Source organism: Metabacillus sp. RB-C-LZQ-3-1 (assembly GCF_058315175.1).
Genome location: NZ_JBZFLI010000014.1, coordinates 49,601 through 67,207, shown reverse-complemented (window position 1 = coordinate 67,207; position 17,607 = coordinate 49,601). Strand labels below are relative to the sequence as shown.

Below are 17,607 nucleotides of genomic sequence, written 5' to 3'. Positions count from 1 at the left end.
TTCATTTCCTCCCAATATATCAATAATAGTTTAGTAGTTAGATTCTCTTATTTTTTTAAAGCAAAAAACTCATTGAAAGTGGAGCCAATAGGGACTAGCCACTCATCGTTGAAATCTTTTTCCTTTAATAAATCAAAAATTTTGCTTACGCTTTGACCTTCCGTTGTGATACAACCGTAATCCTCCCCAAATGGAGCAGAAAAGAAAAGGTTGTGCATGGTATCAAGTTGACTTAGGCATTTGATAGTAGGCAATTCATTACTGCCCATACAAACCTTTGAATTCTCTTTATCGACATTAGAGAAGGGGAAGAAAAATAATGGTGTTTCTCCATTAATACGACCCTTATCATCTTTAATGGCAACTAATTGCATAAAGCGAATCTGATTTGAGTAAATATCATACTTGAAAACCATTCTTGGAAATCCAATGTGCATTTGTTTATCCTGGTATGTGACAAGCCATTGTCTTTTCGGAATTTCGATATAAACCTCAAAACCATTTAGCTTTGTCACCAACTTAATACAATTCTTAGGCAAAAAAGGAGTTTCAGTACGTTGTCCTTCAATACCCGAATCGGTTAAGCACTTGATCACATCAGATAAAGTCATTCGATACTCGCCAAGAACAACACCTTGTTCTGTTTGTTTAGTAACGGATACATAATCAGTAAAACTACGCAATCTGTCCGTCAACTTGATTAGAAATTCCATTTCTGTTTTCACTCTCCCCAATAAGTTTAGTAGCATATTCCGTAGCTAGTCTCCGTACCTTCAATACATTCTCCGCTATTTCATGAAGCATTCCGGGCCACTGAATGAGAATTGCAAACCCGCTTTTATCAGGAAGAATAACTAAGTCCGCTTCAACATGAAAGTAACTTTCTACATTAGTAGAAGATGATATGGCATGTTCAAGTTCTTTGGAATAGGAGCTTTGCAGAACGGTTGCTAACACTGTATCTTTGATAATTAACTTATACTCTGACTCGTCAAGAATATTTTCATATTCCTCTGGTATCTCATCACCATAATCATAAGGTTCTGCTATTTCAAACAATTCCTTGAATCCTGCACTGATAATTTCAAATGAAGTATCATCTTGTTGTTGGGTATTAACTATAAAAGTTTTGATAGGAATCTTCTCTTTTACGTTAACACCTGCATCATGGAATAGTTTAAGCATGGCCATATTAGAAATAGAAGTCATATAAGACTGTTGTTCATAAATGTCCATTTGAGACATAAGAATATCCCCCTACATCAGATGAAAAGGATCTCATCATTTGAATGAAATTGTTTGTTTTTATGATGAAATAAACGGGCAATCGTATTCTCTATCCTTGCGTACTCCATAAACGGATTGTGAGGGTCTACATAAAAGACCTCTTCGCTGTCATCTACGTTTGTAAGGGGTAGCTCTTCCATCGCTTCAAGCGTACTAACTACGTCTTTATACGAAAAAGAGTTGAAATCTATATCCTCAATAGGATAATGATTCCATACAATTCGGATAGCATTAATAAAACCGCTTAAATCCTTTATCTCTTTTGAAGCCTGGTTTCTTTCTTCAAGATTGGCTTCAAATTTACTCATATCGAATTCCATAGTATTCACTCCTATAAATAAAGAGTAGGAAAGCCTAAAAAGACTTTCCTTACTCCTATCATTTATTAATACGTGCGTACTGGAAGAATTAACTGTAATTCATCTAGCTGCACATCTCCATGTGGTTTAATAACAAATGGTCGCAACGAGCCAGTAAAATTCATATCCACTGTTTCACAATCCATTGATTTCAGCGCATCTAAGGCAAACTTACAATCAAATGAAATGGTCAATTCGTGGCTTTCACTCTCAAAAGAATCATAGGAAATATCAATTTTCCCCTTTCCTTTTTGAGATTGTTGGCTGGATAAAGAAGCAACTCCGTTCACATGAAGTTTAACAACACCGCTACTTTTGTCAGCAGAAGAAGCGATTTCTTTTATTAGTTCAAGTCCATCAACCAATTCTTTTCGATTGATCGTGACCATTTCCTTTGCATCAGTTGGGATTAATCGACTTGTATCAGGGTAATTTCCACTTAGTAGTCTAGAAATATAATAAGTCTGACCGTTTCTAAGGAGAATATTTTGTTCGTTTTGAACAAAAACCTCTACCTGTTTATCAAGGTCAAAAACTTTGCACATATTATCAAAGCTTTTCGCTGGAACAACGATTTTAATCGCTTGTTCAGACTGAGCTTTATGTGATACTCTAGCTAGTCGGTGAGAATCCGTACATACAAGATTAACATTGCCTTTTTCTACTTCTACACATACCCCTTGTAAAATAGGTCGTGTTTCAGAAGTGCTTGCAGCAAAGGCTGTCTTTTTAATCAGATCCCTAAACTGTTCACCCGCTAACAATAGCGAAGGACTTGAATAATCATAATCTGGAAACTTAGGGTATTCATCAGCATCAAGACAATTAATCTCGAATTCACTTTTTCCACTTTTAATTGTTGTTTTAAAACCATCAAGGGAAAACTCGATAAGATTATTTGATTTCTTGACAATGGCTTCAATTTGTTTAGGTAAAACCACTTTTCCCGGCTCTGTAACAGTAATATCTTCACCATCAACTTTAATCGCATGTTTAATGGTTTCTGAAGTGTCCGAACCAGTAATAATGATTTCATCTTGCGTTACTTCAAGTAAAAAGCCTTGTAAGATAGGAATTGAAGCTTTAGCTGATACAACCTTTCCCACTTTAGTAAATCCTTCAACTAATAAATCTCTCTTCATTTCAAATTTCATGTTTATTTCCTCCCAATGTTTGTTAGTTTTTTAAAATAAAAAAAGCACAAAAGAGGGGAGTACCCCATCTTTTATGCCTTCTCACTGCATTAAGCAGTTTGTTCGTTCAGATCACCACGGATTAAATTAAGGATTTCTTGAACATCTTCTCTTGTTATTTTAAAGAAAAGGTTAAATAGTTCATTGATTTCCTCTTGCGGTTTCACAATTTGGCAGTAATCAAGCAGTTCATCCATTGATAAACCGTAGTTCTTACCAAATGTAACAACAATACTAACAGGTTGAAGAGCCCAGAAGTAATTTTGTAATTCTTCTTCTGTTGCTTTTGAAATATCAGATGTCCCCGTACCTTGATTTGCTTTTATAAATAAAGGCAAACGCAGTTTATTAGGTAAACCAATATTCGCTTCATGCTCTTTAATCGTTTTTAGTATTTCTTGTCTAGTGAGTTTTTTAGGATCACGTTGACCAGACTGAGAACGATTAGTACCACGTTGTTGTTGTTGCTGTTTCTGTTGCTTAGTCTCTCTATTTGGTTCATTACCTTTTTGATTACCTTTTGAGTATCCTTTTGGTAAAGCCCATTCAGGTAAAGTTGGAGGTGTCCAATAGCCCTTAACCCAAGTATCTTGATTACCGTTTTTGATTTTAGCATTGATATATTGGTCGTTTGAGGTTTTCTTAGAGTCGTTAATATCAACCCAAGCTTCCTCTAACTTATATAAGTAACGTCCAATACCAAAACCGGCTGCAGCTGTTCGTTTAAAAGAGGCTGAAAACCCTCCCTTAGTCGCTTCTACATTTGTTTCGTCGGCTCCGTCGAATTTCTCAATCCACTCGCCTTGATACTTAATCGCAATGCCACATAATACACCATTTTCTCTCCAAGTATTGTAACTATTCTTCCAGTTTAGAGGACCACAAACCTCATCTAAACGTTGTTGAATAGCTCTAGCAGTTACATAAGCTAGTACAATAGCTTTCGCTTTACCTTGTATCATCATAGAACGTTGAACTCTCCATTCAATGTCCTCTGGTGCAAAAGGCTCCTGTAATCTCTCCATCATTTCTTGTTGAGTTAATTCTACTCCCGTACAATTTGTCATGTTTAACACTCTCCTAAAAAGTTTAATAGAAATAAAAAATGAGTAGACAAGCCTACTCGATCAATCACTCAACCCTTATTTTTCTTTGCTGAAACGCAAAAAAGCCTTTGGGAGTTTGTTAAACAAGACATACGAATAGTACATCTTATCACAAACAGCCCAAAGGCTACTAAGTTTGATAGTTAACAGCTGACCTTAACGGAAATATGGTCGCAAAAGAAAAATAAAAGAAAAAGTAATTATGCCCTAATTATACAGAATAACTAGGGAAGATGACAATAACAATTTTTTAGAAGGAGATATGAGAATATATTATTCACGAATATGTGAGTTTATGTTATAATTTGATTCAGTTATCAATCGAATATTTAAAAAAGCAAGCACTGCTCATACTAACACCCCCCTGGGTGAAGTATGGGCATTTTTTGTTTTTATCAGAAAAAACAGTAACTATCTAACCGAAGGGGGAGACAGGAGCTTGGAATTAGATATATTAAATCACATACAAGTTATTGATGATGTGGAAAGAATTATCATCTTACGAAAGCGATTAGGAAACATGAAACAATATGAGTTTGCAAAGGAATTGCAAATTAGCACGAATTATTTAGTGGCCATTGAAAATTATCGTTTGCCTGTCACAGATAAACTACGAAAAAAAATTAATAACTTTTTAAAACGGTTAGAAATGGAGAATCGCCAACATGGTAGTCAAGATTTTATTATTCCTACTAAATAATTCGGATTCCAGCCAAATCAACGCCTTAACTAACGTTTTTTCAGAAGAAATGGAGAAGGATAATCGAAACATAGAGCTTATGAATGCTACTTCTCTACAAGAATTTGAAGAAAAGACAAAGGATTCATCATTATCATTTATTATTACAGATCAAACTCAAGCATTAGAAAAGATTGAACATATTCAACCTAACATTCTATACATTGGAAAAAACGATAATGTTTCGCCATATAAAGATAAATTGAAATTTCTCCATTCCTTTCGGGATTTAGGTGAAGCAAGTTCATGGGTAATGATTCACCGTTATTCTGTTAAATTAAATGAGCTAGAAATTGAAAATGAAACGGTAGCAGAAAAAAAGGTAGTTGAGCCACCGCAAGAACCCATTCAAGAAACATCAAAGGAAGAACGTAAAACAAAAGAGGGTTCTACTACACTTACACCAACCGAAACGCAGCAACCTATCACCATTGAAGATAAAGGGATTGGAAAGAAAGAAGAAAGTAATCAAAATCAGACAGATGATGCAACCCTTTCTAACCCAACTCCTTATCATACTGAAACTAATTCATCAAATGATGATGGAGAAAGTAAAGGTACGGAAAAAGAAGAAACAACAGAGGAAAATAAGTTTGAAAATAAGGAAGTATCAAAAGATACTGAAACTCTTACTAAAAAGGAGGAACTCTCTCCAAACAATAAAAAGGAAAAAGGCGATAAAAATACAATTGAGGTCAATCCCAATACTCAGCCTTTGCAATATGATGATGAAAGAACTATAACGGAAAGAGCACTCGAAATACGTAAAAACTCCTTTTTTAAAGCCAAATGGGACCGAAATAAGACGATAGGGGTATGGGCTCCTTTAAATCGTACTGGTGTCACCACCTTTATCATGAACTACTCTATCTTTCTAGGGAAAGAGAGAGTACCGATAGCTGTATTAGAGTCCTTAAATTCCAATCATATTATTAAAACGACACTAAAGAGATATAGTGAAATTCCGAATGGGTGGAATTCCTATGCGACTGCTCTACATAAGAGTGAAATATCTTCTGATAGTGTTGTATGGAGTTATAATGGGGTACATTGGTTGCCTCTTGACGATAACGATACTTCTCATAAATGGAACTACGATACGCTTTATCATTATATCAACAATGTGAAATATTTTGATGTGGTACTGGTTGACCTTCCGACTGGAAAAATGGAGAGCTATACAGAGCATACATTAGAACAATTAGATGAACTTTGGATTATTGTAGATGATGCCTTCCAACAAACAAGTGCTTGGAAAAATTACATTCATACCTTAATCGAAAAATATAATCTAAAATGCTATCTTGTATTCAACAAGAAACTTTCGTTTAGCCAGGATCAACGTTTGGCAAGTGCGTTAGATATTCCGCTGCTTTCCTCTTTGCCTTGTATGCACTATGAGGTACAAAAAAACTATTACGAAAAAACACCTATCATTGAGCAAACTACGGTTTATCAGCAACTAAAGGAACCTTTTGTCACCATTAGCAAACATGTATTAGGAGAATCCTTTGACATTCAAGAAAAAGGATTCATTCATAAGATACGTTCCATCCTTCCAAGACCGTTGCGAGCTAAGAAAAAGCATGGTATGATTTAACTATTAATCTTTTGTTTTTTTCTTTTTTGTGCAACTCGTATGAGTTAGCTGTTAAACTAACAAACTTAAGGCGGTCTTTGGACTGATAGATTACTAGGTGATTTATGCCTATTAACCAAATCTATCTTTCCATTGGTCGCTTTTTTATTTTTTAATGAAAAAGGTGGTGGAAAAGATGAATGCAGCACAAGTAAAAAAGTTGAGAGATATTAAAAAAATCCTAATGAGTAGAGAAGGTCACATTCGCATAGGCAACCATACGTATGAAAGATTGAAGAAACGTGGCTATAGTAGAGGGGATTTAGTTTCCTGCATTATGAATGGCTCTATTGTAGAAGTTCAAACTGGATTTAATCACGATCTTGATAAGTATACCTTCAATTATGTCATTGCTGGACGAGATAAGGATGAAAATCCTGTTGTCGTTGTTCTTTCAGAGGAAGGAAAAAAACTGTTTAAAGTGATTACGGTTATGCCTCCGATTGACAATAATCGTTTTAAGGATTGCATTTAAAAAAACTTTTAGAAAGAGACTTTTGGAAAGGGTGTTAAGAATGAGTAATCAAACAGAAAAAGTGCAAATGAGGTCTACATTAAGAAGAACGAGAGTGCCTGGGTGGTACGAGTTTTATCGTGAAACTTGCGATATTTGTGGTCACCGAGGGGCTTGTATGGTTCATGAAGATGGAGAAGTAATTGCGTGTATTCGAGTAGAATCAAAACATCCTTTCAGCAAAAATTCAGCTGTACCATCATGGCTGCATTGGTTGAAAGGAGAGAAAAAACGAAAAATTGATAAGTCTAATGTGGCTCATGAAGTTGGAGAAAAGAAAAAATCCACAAATATATTAAATGAAGTGTTCCGCGCACTTTTAGATTGTACCATCTTGGAGGATAGTCATTATGAACATTTGACTTCATCCTCCAGACAATTAACGGACAATCAGATATTTGCTCGGCAGTATCGTTCTTTTCCTGAAAAACCGTGGGAAACAGTAAAAGATATGGAGTACATGCTTGGCCTTTCTGATTTCAGAGGTATCCCAGGGTTTTATGAAGCAAAGGGGCAATTTGGTTCATATTGGTCGATTGCAGGTACAAAGGGTATTCTTTTACCATTTCGAAACTATAAGAATGAGATAGAAGGATTTCAGTTCAGAATTGACAACCCTCCTAATGACGTTGAGATTAAAAAGAATCGAGATGGACTTCAAGCAAGAGTGATCAAACAACCTAATTTTGTTCAAATTGCTTTCAATGGCGAAGTGATTATGGAAACTGAATTAGATTTTGGGAAATACGAAACCATTTCTTATGAAAAAGAATTGGTAGGTTGGGTGAAACTAATCAAAGGACAACGCTATTATTGGTTAAGTTCAGCAAATAAACCAAAAGGAACGGGTTCGGGGAATCCTGCACCTGTGCATATATCTGTTCCTTCTCAAGAGCTTTTAAATTGGGAAGTAGGGCAAAAAAGAAAAGCAAAAACGATTTGGCTAAGTGAAGGACCGCTTAAATGTGATATTGCCGTTGATAAAATTGTCCAGTTATATGATCCAATGGAATTAAGTGATATTGGTACGACTATGTTAGCATTACCGGGTGTTGGAGCATGGAGACTTGCTCTTCCGATTTTAAAAGATATGGGAGTGGAACAAGTTAATATCTGCTTTGACGCTGATGCAGTCAACAATATTCACGTTAAGAAACATTTATTTGAGTGTGCAAAAGAACTAAAAAGTCTAGGGTATACTGGAAATCTCGCAATTTGGAATGAAGAAGATGGGAAAGGAATTGACGATCTTCTTATGAATAACAAAATCCCAAATATGAAGAGATTATTCTAGCGTAATTTTTCATAATTACTCGGAATTTCGTCAAAATTATATGGAATAGATTTTCATAATTCTCCGGAATTATAGGTATTACGCTGAAAATAAGAGAAATTAAGTTATGATTTTTTCCGCTTAATTATGAAAATTAATATCTAAGGTTAGAATTGAGGAAAAGGTCTTTACTATTAAATAGTAAAGGCTTTTTTATCCTATAGACTTTCAAAAAACAATGGAGAGTGTAGCAATGAGAAAATTTACTGTTCAATATACTGCCCTTAAACATGACGCAAAAACTCGTGAAGAGGGAATCTTTCAAGATATTATAGAAATTGAAAGAGAGTGGGTTTTTCAAGTAAAAGGAGATGTCAAAAGAGCTATTCAACGAGTATTAGGATATGACTGTATGATTTACGTTAATATTCTAGGAGTTAAATAATATGATAGCGAAATTAGTAAAAGCCCGTTCCTTTTAGGAGCGTGGCTTTTTATTTTTATTAACCTATAAGGTTCTTTTTCTCTGTTTTTATTAATATATATATTGATTTTTCTCCTATTTTTTTATAAGATAAATACAGTAATAGGAAAAATAACTAAATACATACGCAATGGGAGAACCCCACTATGAGTATGAAGGAGATACCTTTAAAGGTGTCTTGTTTCATCGTACTTATAGTGGGGTTTTTTATTTGCCCTTTGTTATTTTTCACAACATTTCATGGAGGTGCACTTTACGTGACAAAGGTAAACAAAATAATGACTGCTATGCTTGTGGTGGCTTTGGTCGTCACAACACTTTCTGCCCTATTTCCAGATGCAGCATTAGCAGCAGATGCTTCGAAAGCTTGGAAAAAAGCAGGGATTACTCCAGATGGTAATTTTGAAAAATCGGGAGTTTACGGTGATCTAAGTAATCTAGTGTATTTTGTAATGGCGATTGGAGGCTTCTGGATCATTGCTTGTCTAGTATGGGGCGGAATGACATTAGCAGGGTCAGGTGGAAATCCACAAAAACGTACTGAAGGATTCATTAAATTAGCCTTAGTATTCGTTGGTGGATGGATAATTATGAAGGCCTACGATATTGCAGGCTGGATTGCCGGATTTGGGGCCTAGTATATATCATATCCAAACATTTTATACCTTATACCTACTTTTTCCCCTCTCAAAAAAAGAGGGGAAAATTTTTATCCAGGCACACCATGAAAATGAAACTGGTCGGTTTTAACCAATAAAAATAAAAGATTACAAATTGAAGGGAAGGGTGTTTCATGAGGAAAGTGACAGTCCCCATTGATATGGCTTCGGAGCAAAAAGTTATTCTCGGAATCATATCAAAACGTCAATTAATTTATCTAGTCGCAGGTGGGGGGATTATTTACTGGTATGTACCGTTTATTTACAACCTTTTTCCAAGTCCTTTAATTGGAATTCTCGCTTGTATGATTAGCGCCTTACCTGTGGCAACTGCGGTATTTATGTTAGGTTTTTTCAGAAAAGAAAAGTATCACATGGACTTTGATAAATATTTATACACCAAATTACAGTACCGAACGCAATTAGGAAATTGGCGTAAGTAATATAAGGAGGACAAAACAAATGGAAATATTAATTATGGCTATTTTGGCTATTGGTCTTTATGTTTTTGCAAAAGTAATGATGAAAGAACCAATTCTGCCCTGGAAAGAAAATAATGCACAAACTCCAATCATTCCCGCCAAAAAGAAAAAGGGAAAAAAACAAGAGGGTGCTGCTGGAGAAGAGGAACCAGATCCGTTTAGAGAGTTATTTAAAGATATAAAAGAAATTAACTCACATATGATTCGTTATAACAATAATAAATTTGTCATGTTAGCTGAGGTTGAGCCAGTCAACTACTTCTTGCTATCTCAAGACGAGCAAGAGGGCATAGATATGACGTTTGAAACATGGTTAGCACAAATTAATTATCCTGTTCAATTTTACTTGCAGAACCGTTACATCGATCTATCAGAACCGATTGAGTCCATGAGAGAAACCATGCAGACACAAGAAGATATGAATCAAAACGCTTTAGAATATGGAAGAACACTGATTGAGGATTTATCCAAATGGCAAGCAATCTCACCAAGATATGAAACGAAAAGATATTTAGTCTTTCATATGACCATCAATCCTTCTGAAATCAAAGCAGATGATCAAGAAGAGATGGAAGAAAAAATCTTAGAAAAAGCATTCCAAGAATTATATCGTCGCTTAAATACTGCTAAGAACTCATTACGTAAAGCAGGGATAGAAGTACAAATGCTAACCAATGAAGGTATTGGAGAAGTATTGTACTACGCATTTAACAGAAGAAAAGCAGTTAAAAACAAATTTAGAGATACAAACTTACAAGAACAATTAGCATTGTACATTACAGCTGACCAAGACTTAGCTCGAATTGAAACAGTTAAGGAGATGATAGAGAATGAATCAGTTAAAGAAATCGAAAAACCAACCCAAGAACAAGCAAGCTAAAAAAGAAAAAAATGCTCACTCAAAAAAGGGAATAGAAAATACAGAACAAGAATTGGCAACACAATTTGATCTGCGCCCAACCTTTTGGGACGTTATCGCACCTGAAGGTATGTCCATAAAAAATGAAGATTATGGAGTCATTAAACAATCACTAGGAACACGTACTTATTTTAGACCATTTTATATTACGAAGGATGGATACCCTCGTAAAATGCAAACCAATTGGTTGTATAGTCTTACTTCAAGTGGAGAATGTGATGTATTAGTAGATGTTCATAAAATCCCTAAAAATGATGCCGTCAAAATGCTTCAACGACAAATTACCATGCTTAAATCAAACCTCGGTTTCCAAAGAAAAAGAGGAAACATTGACCAAATTCAAGATTTAGAAACAAAGATTATTGATACTGAACAATTAATGGCCGAATCTCAATTTAATGAAAATGATAGTTATCATGTTGGAGTATTAGGTGTTTTATACGGTAACAGCAAGAAAGAACTAGATAAGTATAGTGAGTATGTAGAAGATGAATTATCAGGAATGTTCTTTAAGGTGGCTTCAACATGGAGTCGTGTAAAGAAAGGTTTTCGTTCTGTTCTTCCAATAGGAACAAATGAAATTAGTGAATCTTTGCGAAATATTGACCGTAGAGCACTAAGCACATTTTCACCATTTATTTCGGGGAGTGGTCGTTTTAACGGTGGTATCCCTTTAGGAATTAATAAAATTACAGGTCAAAAGGAATTTTATAATGCTTTTGGAACAGATGAAATAAAGCCAGATAACTTTAACATGGCGATATTTGGTACCAGTGGTTCGGGAAAATCATTAGGACTTAAACTTCTGTTAGCTCGTGAAACAACGGGAATGGGTGTTTGTACTAGATTAATAGATGTTGAGGGTGAATTTGTAAAAATAGTTCGTAGATTAGGAGGAATTAATCTAAAAATCTCAGAGGAATCAGATATTCGAATTAATCCTTTAGCGATGAACGTAACGACGATCCCACTTGAGCAAGATGATGAAGAATTAGAACTACTAGAGGATAGCGACGAAAAAGAGATTATCGAAAAAAACGGAAAGAAATATATATCTTTCGTTCCTTTAAGAGAAAAGTTAAATGAAATCTTAGGATTTTTCGATATTATCTGTCGTGGGAAAAATAGTGAAGAGGAAGGGCTTACTGTATTTGAAAGAAACTACTTAGAAGATGCTATCCAACATTTATTTGAGAAGTTTGGATTTACTACTCATCCATCCTCTTTATATGACAATCAAGTGCGTGAAGTAGATGGGCAGATCATTCAATCACAAGTAAGAAAACCAGAACCAACTATTTCAGACGTTTATCAGTATTTAATCGAAAAGTATGGAACTGAACAAAAGGCTGAGAGGTTAATAGCAGCCATTCGCCCATTCCTTCGCACAGGGAGTAAGCCAATATTTGATGGTGCTACCTATCTAGGGAAAAATGTAACACAAGCCCTTCATACTGCAAGATTAGTAAATTTTGATATTAGTAGCATGGAAGAAAACTTTTTAAGACCCATCGCTTACCACGTAATTCTCAACTATATTTGGGAGTACTTCGTAAAAAGTGTGGAAAATGCGTCAAAGAAAAAGATAGTAGTAGCTGACGAGGCTTGGACTTTAGTAGATTCGGAGCAAACCGTCAGTTTCTTAGAAACTATGGCTCGTAGAGCTAGAAAAAGAAATGCTGGCTTGCGTATTGCTTCACAAGACTTTGTGAGAATACTAGAAAGCAGAAAGGCAAGGGGTATCCTCCAAAACACGTTTACCTTTATGTTTTTAAAGCAAAACAAAATAGATTTACAGAAGATCAGAGAGAATTTTGACCTTTCAGAAGGTGAAATTTCGTGCCTATTTGGAAATCCCGAAAAAGGGGAAGCAATTCTAAGAAGTGGAAAATCGAGTGTTTGGTTACGCACTGATCCAAGTGATGAAGAGTTAACATTCGTAGAAAGTAATACGGCAGTACTGGAAGAAATGCTCCAACGTAAACGAATGAAACGAAGTGAGTAGGTGGTGAAAGCATGGCATTTTTATCGGATAAGATACTCGAAATATTCGGAGGTATATTTGGTTGGATTTACGAAACTTTAGTAGCTCCGTTTACTTCCCTAAAATCTTTGAAAGATTTAATTTTTGGAAAAGATAAAAGTGGGGAACTATTATTTAATACATTTACACAAGCTGATATAGAGAATGCGTATATACCTGGGTTCGAGACAACCATGTTTCTCGCTGCTTTCATTGTCTTGATCTCTATCATTTTATCGGGGATTAGGGTTTCCTCTACAGCCTTTAATCCCGCTAATCGAACATATTTTATAGAGTTTATAAAAGACTTAGCAATAGTGGGAATCATCCTTGCGAATTTAGGGACTGTATATTCTATTATCTTTCAATTTAATGGAGTTATTGTTGATATTTTCAGTTCAGCCTATAAAGCTAATTTAGATGGATTTCAAAAAACACTAGATGATAATATGGGTGAAATTGTAGGACGTATCATTATCAATCTAGCTTTACTAGGTCTAGCAATCTGGGCAAATTTTTACTATATGATGAGAAAACTAACATTACTTATGTTAATGATACTCGGACCGATCATGATGGCACTTTTCTTAAACCCTCGAACCAAAGCTATAACAGGAGCTTGGTTCAAGGAATTAGTTGGAACAGTGTTTGTGCAGGGAGTACATGCTTTTACATTTTGGTTGGTTGCAAGTATGGCGATTTCACAGGAAGGTTTAATAGAAAGTGTGATTCTCTACATCATTTTCATTCCAGTTTCGGAAGGTCTTCGTTCACTACTAGGTTTAGGTGGAGATATGAATGGGAGATTCGCTAAAGCCGGAGCAATGTTTGGTATGGCAGGTCTTGCAGGTGTGTATGGAGCTGCAAAAGGTGCTATAAAAGACCAATCTATTTCAGGTGCCTTACAAAACGCTTATCAAGGTGTAAAAAATAAGGTTACTGGTCAAGGAAATGGAGAAGTAGACGACAAAAAGAACACGATTGGTGCAAATTCAGGAACCGACACAAGCACAACCTCTGTTGCTGAAAAAATGCTAAAAGCAGGGCAAATTACATCAAAAATGGGAAAAGCCGTTGCGGGCATGGCTGGTTCTATTGCCGGTTCAACAATGGGACCAATGGGTGCTATTGGATTGGCTACAATCGGTGGAGAAGTCGGTGGTGTAGTAGGTGGACTATCGGGTCGTGTAGGTTCAGCAGCAGTACAAGGTATAGCTGACCGAATGAAAAAAGGGAACAAAGCTCTTAATGATACGTTAGATAAAGGATTAGCAGAAGGTACAGATGAAAGTCTTAAAGATGCGATTGCTGAAGATGATACAAATGCTTGGGCATCAAAAAACCAAAAGGAAGTTATGCGTGATTTGAAATCTCGTTTTCCAGATGCAACTGAAGATGACCTCAATCAAATGTGGGACAACAAACGGGATGAAATGAAGAAAGGGTTTAGAGCTAATGCGGGGGATAAGTTACAAAAATTAAAAGATGCAAGTGGTAAATATGCAAAAGGATACCAACTTGCTGAACAGACCGCTGATGATCTAACGAATGAATGGGCTAATAACAATCAATCAAATTTTATGAAGGATTATGAGAAACAAAATCCTCCTAAAGATGATATGACTGATAGTGAACACAAAAACTATAACAACCAAAAAGCCGAAGCATGGAATAATGTAGTCGGTGAGAAACGAAAGCAATTTGGCGAACTTACAAAATCAACCGCATCTTCAATGGTTGAAGGACGTTCTAATCCATACATTGACAAAAATACCTTTGCTGAAAAAGTGGGAGAACAAGCTACCAATCTGATTAAGGGTGATATTAAAGCACAAAATCCTAATATGAGTGACGAGGAAGTAGATGTTCAATTCGCAAAATCAAATGGAGGTAAAAATTCCATATATGTAGATGTAGCTAAAAACTCAGGTAATGGAGTAGAAAGCCTTCAATTATTTAATGGAAAGAAAGTCAATCGTGATTTTGTAGCAAGTCAATTAGCAGGAATGCGAACCGATACCGAATCTAAAAATACTTTCTTTGCAGATAAACGTTCTGAAGGATTATCGGATGAACAGATACAAGTTCAGTGGAAAAATGAGCGTGGTAATGAATATCAAAAAAATCTAGAAATCGCTAATGCAAGTGTTCCTCAATCCATTGCTCCACAAGTGGGAACATTAACTCTAGGTGCAAAAGCAGCAGGAAGCTTTGTACTCGGTGCTACTGGCATAGGTTCCGTTGCTAATTTCGCAAAACAAGTTGGTCAAGGCGTTGGTAGTGGTTGGCAACAAGCAGTAGCTTCAAGTGAAAATATCCCTTTAATTAAAGGTGTTGAAGGTACAATAGGGGCAACTGTTGGTGGTTTCCAATCAATAAAAAATGTTCTTACCGAAAATCCTGTTTCAAAGCAAGTCGGTTTTAGTAATTCAGTTGGATATATAAGTGGTGTCGTTGGAGGAGTATCGGGTTATCAAGCAGGTTCAAAATTTGCTTCAAAAATGAATCCTTACAATAACGCTGTAAATAACATCATATCCGAACCATCAGAAGTTCTGCAAATGGCTCAAACCATTAGTGGTGATAACGGGTTAGAAAGACTTGCCCCAGGTGCTGTTCGAATGATAACAACTCCTGATCAATCTTATATAGAAGTAAGAACAAAAACAGGACAATCCCGAATTGTTTCTCGTACTGGTCGTGGTGATAGCACATTGAAAAAAGGGGAAATCGTATATCAAGATTTACAAGTTGAAAATGGTTCATTTGTTACGCAAGACATTAAAGGTGCTGGAACAAGTGTTTACAAAGTGGACTCCGCAGGTGGGAAAATTCCGGTTTCCTCATCTCAAGTTAATGTAAATCCAAACAAATTAATGGGAAATCGAAATACACCAAAAAATCCTTATGTTGTTCAAGAAGTTCAAGCTTTTAACCAACAAGTAGATTCTGGCCAATTTTATTTAAGTGATTTAAAACAACAAGGGATGGAAAATGTACAAATGGTCATTGAAAGAGACCGTAGTTACATGCAAGCAACCACACCAAGTGGAGAAATAGTACGTGTATCACCTTATCAAAAGGGAGATGCTCGTATTCCACAAGGTAAAGTTGTTACTAAGACTTGCGTAGTGAGAGGACATAAAATTCAAGCTGATTCGATCGTTCAAGAAGAGTTCCAAGATTATACATCTACTATTGACCCTGATAAACTCATTTCAAATCGTCCGAATAAACGATTTGATACTAGAAAACAAGGAGAGATTTTACGTAAACGTCAATCTCTTGCGGGGTGGAACGGTTAATGAGTTTACCTCAACAGCAGCATGATGAACAAGAATCAGCCGTTGTCCGATTGGCAAAAGAAAAAGCCTCACAAGCTGTCCAAAAGCAAGGGAAAAATTTATTAAAAAAAGTAGGAAAAAAAGTAGCAAAATTAGCAATAAAGGCGATTGCAAAAGCAATCGCCCTCTTAACAAAAATGATACTTGGCTTTTTAAGTACTATAGGGTTACCCGCTCTCGGAGTAATATTAGGGATAATCATTGTCGTAATAGTGTTTATGATGGCTTCCTCATGGATTTATGGGGGTGATGGTGCAAAATTAACAGGTAAGGATAAGGAGATTCAACAATATATATTAAAACAATCTCATTCCACAGTTGATATGTCACGAGCTGAACAACGGAAATTCCGTGTGCCTGAGAAGTTGATAGCATCAGTCATCCAAATTGATTCTATGGTTAAAGGAAATGAAGATCATAAAAAACTAGTAAAAAAGATGGCCACAGCTTTAAAACCTAATATTGATTATGAAAAATTTAATGAATGGACAGAAACTGAAACAACCGTTTGTCGTGATGGAAAGTGCGGAAAAGCTAAGTTAGTAAAAACAGACAAATGGGTATCAAAAATCAGCTTTGCAGAGTATTGGGATGGAAATACAGATTATACCTATACACCTTATATAACCCCCTGGGTTACTAAGGTAAAGATTGATTATGAAACAGAGAAATACACCGTAACAGAAAAATATGTAGATATTGAGGAAAATAAAGAAACCATTTATGTAAAAAAACCTGTTCAAAAAAAGGTTATTGAGGAATATACAGAATGGGTACTGCAACCAGTATTTGTCGGAACTCAAATATTTTGTTGCGAAAAGAAAGCTGTAACAAAGACAAGAGAAGTAATAAAAACAGTTTACGAGGAAGTACCTGTCGAGATAATAAATGACGTACCCGTTGTAAAAACTAGAAAAGTTGAGAAAGAAAGAATCATAGAAATTAAAACTATTATTAAAACAAGACACCAAAAATTTAATGTTGCCGAAAATTCCGTAACGGACTATTCCAAATTTGATGAAGTTATGAATGCTCACGATATGGGAATAAAAGATAAGAAACTCATTGAAGCTTTATACGCTTCGGCTGGAGGACAAGTAACGTATACAGAATGGTTAGGTTCGATTGGTGGCTATGGAGGGAACTACGGATTTGATGGTATGGTTATACCAGGTGCAGGAGTTCCCACACAATTTATGCAATATTATTTAGATGCTGAGAAGAAATATGGAGTCCATTGGTACTCGATTGCCGCGATACATTTCGTTGAAACCGGCTTTTCGACACACCCAACCATGAGAAGCTCCGTTGGGGCTGTCGGTCATATGCAGGTGCGACCATAAGGTCATATAAGAAATCTCCTTTAGCAAAGAGTAGGCAAGACTACAAAGCCTATCACTACCAAACTTATCCGTGAGGGAAACCAAAATCGGGGAGTGTAGCATGTTTGGAAAGCTATAAGTTATCGAATCATCGCGATACGACTGAATAGCAAAGTGAAAAGATATAAATGAGGATAAAGGCTAAACTGCTTGAATGACAGTCCGAGGGGGTTATTGGTCCACCTTTGGCGGAAGATGGTTATA

16 protein-coding genes are annotated in these 17,607 nt (G+C 35.8%); 11 read left to right on the top strand and 5 right to left on the bottom strand.

Annotation, left to right across the window (positions count from 1 at the left end; translation table 11 throughout):
• Positions 1 to 47 precede the first annotated feature (47 nt).
• From AC4GZ8_RS19370 to AC4GZ8_RS19350, 5 genes are all read right to left on the bottom strand, one after another.
• Positions 48 to 725, bottom strand: coding sequence for a hypothetical protein (locus AC4GZ8_RS19370; RefSeq protein WP_491083544.1), 678 nt, complete (start codon positions 723 to 725; stop codon positions 48 to 50).
• Positions 676 to 1,245 carry a hypothetical protein gene (locus AC4GZ8_RS19365; RefSeq protein ID WP_491083543.1) on the bottom strand — a complete coding sequence of 190 codons (570 nt, stop codon included), beginning with the start codon at positions 1,243 to 1,245 and terminating at the stop codon, positions 676 to 678. The genes AC4GZ8_RS19370 and AC4GZ8_RS19365 overlap by 50 nt, the downstream gene beginning before the upstream one ends.
• Before the next feature lie 17 nt (positions 1,246 to 1,262).
• Complete coding sequence (locus AC4GZ8_RS19360) at positions 1,263 to 1,607, bottom strand: hypothetical protein (protein WP_491083542.1); 345 nt, start codon at positions 1,605 to 1,607, stop codon at positions 1,263 to 1,265.
• 65 nt (positions 1,608 to 1,672) lie between these two features.
• Positions 1,673 to 2,800 (bottom strand): DNA polymerase III subunit beta, encoded by a 1,128-nt coding sequence (dnaN, locus tag AC4GZ8_RS19355; protein ID WP_491083541.1) that lies wholly within the window; start codon positions 2,798 to 2,800, stop codon positions 1,673 to 1,675.
• Between the two features lie 89 nt (positions 2,801 to 2,889).
• A complete protein-coding gene (locus tag AC4GZ8_RS19350; protein WP_491083540.1) occupies positions 2,890 to 3,906 on the bottom strand; it encodes a Rad52/Rad22 family DNA repair protein in 1,017 nt (338 codons plus the stop codon).
• 478 nt (positions 3,907 to 4,384) lie between these two features.
• Here AC4GZ8_RS19350 and AC4GZ8_RS19345 point away from each other — a divergent pair, with 478 nt between their 5' ends.
• The 11 genes from AC4GZ8_RS19345 to AC4GZ8_RS19295 all read left to right on the top strand — a co-directional run bounded on the left by AC4GZ8_RS19345 (position 4,385) and on the right by AC4GZ8_RS19295 (position 17,364).
• A complete protein-coding gene (locus AC4GZ8_RS19345) occupies positions 4,385 to 4,645 on the top strand; it encodes a helix-turn-helix domain-containing protein (protein ID WP_491083539.1) in 261 nt (86 codons plus the stop codon).
• A complete protein-coding gene (locus AC4GZ8_RS19340; RefSeq protein WP_491083538.1) occupies positions 4,611 to 6,284 on the top strand; it encodes a hypothetical protein in 1,674 nt (557 codons plus the stop codon). The genes AC4GZ8_RS19345 and AC4GZ8_RS19340 overlap by 35 nt, the downstream gene beginning before the upstream one ends.
• 175 nt (positions 6,285 to 6,459) lie before the next feature.
• Complete coding sequence (locus AC4GZ8_RS19335) at positions 6,460 to 6,798, top strand: DUF4258 domain-containing protein (protein ID WP_491083537.1); 339 nt, start codon at positions 6,460 to 6,462, stop codon at positions 6,796 to 6,798.
• Between the two features lie 40 nt (positions 6,799 to 6,838).
• Positions 6,839 to 8,131 carry a DUF3854 domain-containing protein gene (locus tag AC4GZ8_RS19330; protein ID WP_491083536.1) on the top strand — a complete coding sequence of 431 codons (1,293 nt, stop codon included), beginning with the start codon at positions 6,839 to 6,841 and terminating at the stop codon, positions 8,129 to 8,131.
• A 232-nt stretch (positions 8,132 to 8,363) separates the two neighbouring features.
• Positions 8,364 to 8,555, top strand: a complete 192-nt coding sequence (locus AC4GZ8_RS19325; protein ID WP_491083535.1) for a hypothetical protein — start codon at positions 8,364 to 8,366, stop codon at positions 8,553 to 8,555.
• Positions 8,556 to 8,851: 296 nt separating this feature from the next.
• Complete coding sequence (locus AC4GZ8_RS19320) at positions 8,852 to 9,232, top strand: pilin (protein ID WP_491083534.1); 381 nt, start codon at positions 8,852 to 8,854, stop codon at positions 9,230 to 9,232.
• 155 nt (positions 9,233 to 9,387) lie between these two features.
• Positions 9,388 to 9,696, top strand: coding sequence for a PrgI family protein (locus AC4GZ8_RS19315; RefSeq protein ID WP_491083533.1), 309 nt, complete (start codon positions 9,388 to 9,390; stop codon positions 9,694 to 9,696).
• Between the two features lie 19 nt (positions 9,697 to 9,715).
• Positions 9,716 to 10,615, top strand: a complete 900-nt coding sequence (locus tag AC4GZ8_RS19310) for a hypothetical protein (RefSeq protein WP_491083532.1) — start codon at positions 9,716 to 9,718, stop codon at positions 10,613 to 10,615.
• Positions 10,566 to 12,659 (top strand): VirB4 family type IV secretion system protein, encoded by a 2,094-nt coding sequence (locus AC4GZ8_RS19305; protein ID WP_491083531.1) that lies wholly within the window; start codon positions 10,566 to 10,568, stop codon positions 12,657 to 12,659. The genes AC4GZ8_RS19310 and AC4GZ8_RS19305 overlap by 50 nt, the downstream gene beginning before the upstream one ends.
• Positions 12,660 to 12,670: 11 nt before the next feature.
• Entirely contained in the window at positions 12,671 to 15,982 is a 3,312-nt protein-coding gene (locus tag AC4GZ8_RS19300) for a hypothetical protein (RefSeq protein WP_491083530.1), read from the top strand.
• Entirely contained in the window at positions 15,982 to 17,364 is a 1,383-nt protein-coding gene (locus tag AC4GZ8_RS19295; protein ID WP_491083529.1) for a hypothetical protein, read from the top strand. Before AC4GZ8_RS19300 ends, AC4GZ8_RS19295 begins: the two co-directional genes overlap by 1 nt.
• Positions 17,365 to 17,607 lie beyond the last annotated feature (243 nt).

Bases quoted from the DNA above. Each gene is read 5' to 3' on its own strand.
- AC4GZ8_RS19360 (WP_491083542.1), bottom strand. From the start codon at position 1,607: ATGGAATTCGATATGAGTAAATTTGAAGCCAATCTTGAAGAAAGAAAC.
- AC4GZ8_RS19300 (WP_491083530.1), top strand. From the start codon at position 12,671: ATGGCATTTTTATCGGATAAGATACTCGAAATATTCGGAGGTATATTT.
- AC4GZ8_RS19295 (WP_491083529.1), top strand. From the start codon at position 15,982: ATGAGTTTACCTCAACAGCAGCATGATGAACAAGAATCAGCCGTTGTC.
- dnaN (WP_491083541.1), bottom strand. From the start codon at position 2,800: ATGAAATTTGAAATGAAGAGAGATTTATTAGTTGAAGGATTTACTAAA.
- AC4GZ8_RS19350 (WP_491083540.1), bottom strand. From the start codon at position 3,906: ATGACAAATTGTACGGGAGTAGAATTAACTCAACAAGAAATGATGGAG.
- AC4GZ8_RS19315 (WP_491083533.1), top strand. From the start codon at position 9,388: ATGAGGAAAGTGACAGTCCCCATTGATATGGCTTCGGAGCAAAAAGTT.
- AC4GZ8_RS19305 (WP_491083531.1), top strand. From the start codon at position 10,566: ATGAATCAGTTAAAGAAATCGAAAAACCAACCCAAGAACAAGCAAGCT.
- AC4GZ8_RS19310 (WP_491083532.1), top strand. From the start codon at position 9,716: ATGGAAATATTAATTATGGCTATTTTGGCTATTGGTCTTTATGTTTTT.
- AC4GZ8_RS19330 (WP_491083536.1), top strand. From the start codon at position 6,839: ATGAGTAATCAAACAGAAAAAGTGCAAATGAGGTCTACATTAAGAAGA.
- AC4GZ8_RS19335 (WP_491083537.1), top strand. From the start codon at position 6,460: ATGAATGCAGCACAAGTAAAAAAGTTGAGAGATATTAAAAAAATCCTA.
- AC4GZ8_RS19340 (WP_491083538.1), top strand. From the start codon at position 4,611: ATGGTAGTCAAGATTTTATTATTCCTACTAAATAATTCGGATTCCAGC.
- AC4GZ8_RS19325 (WP_491083535.1), top strand. From the start codon at position 8,364: ATGAGAAAATTTACTGTTCAATATACTGCCCTTAAACATGACGCAAAA.
- AC4GZ8_RS19365 (WP_491083543.1), bottom strand. From the start codon at position 1,245: ATGTCTCAAATGGACATTTATGAACAACAGTCTTATATGACTTCTATT.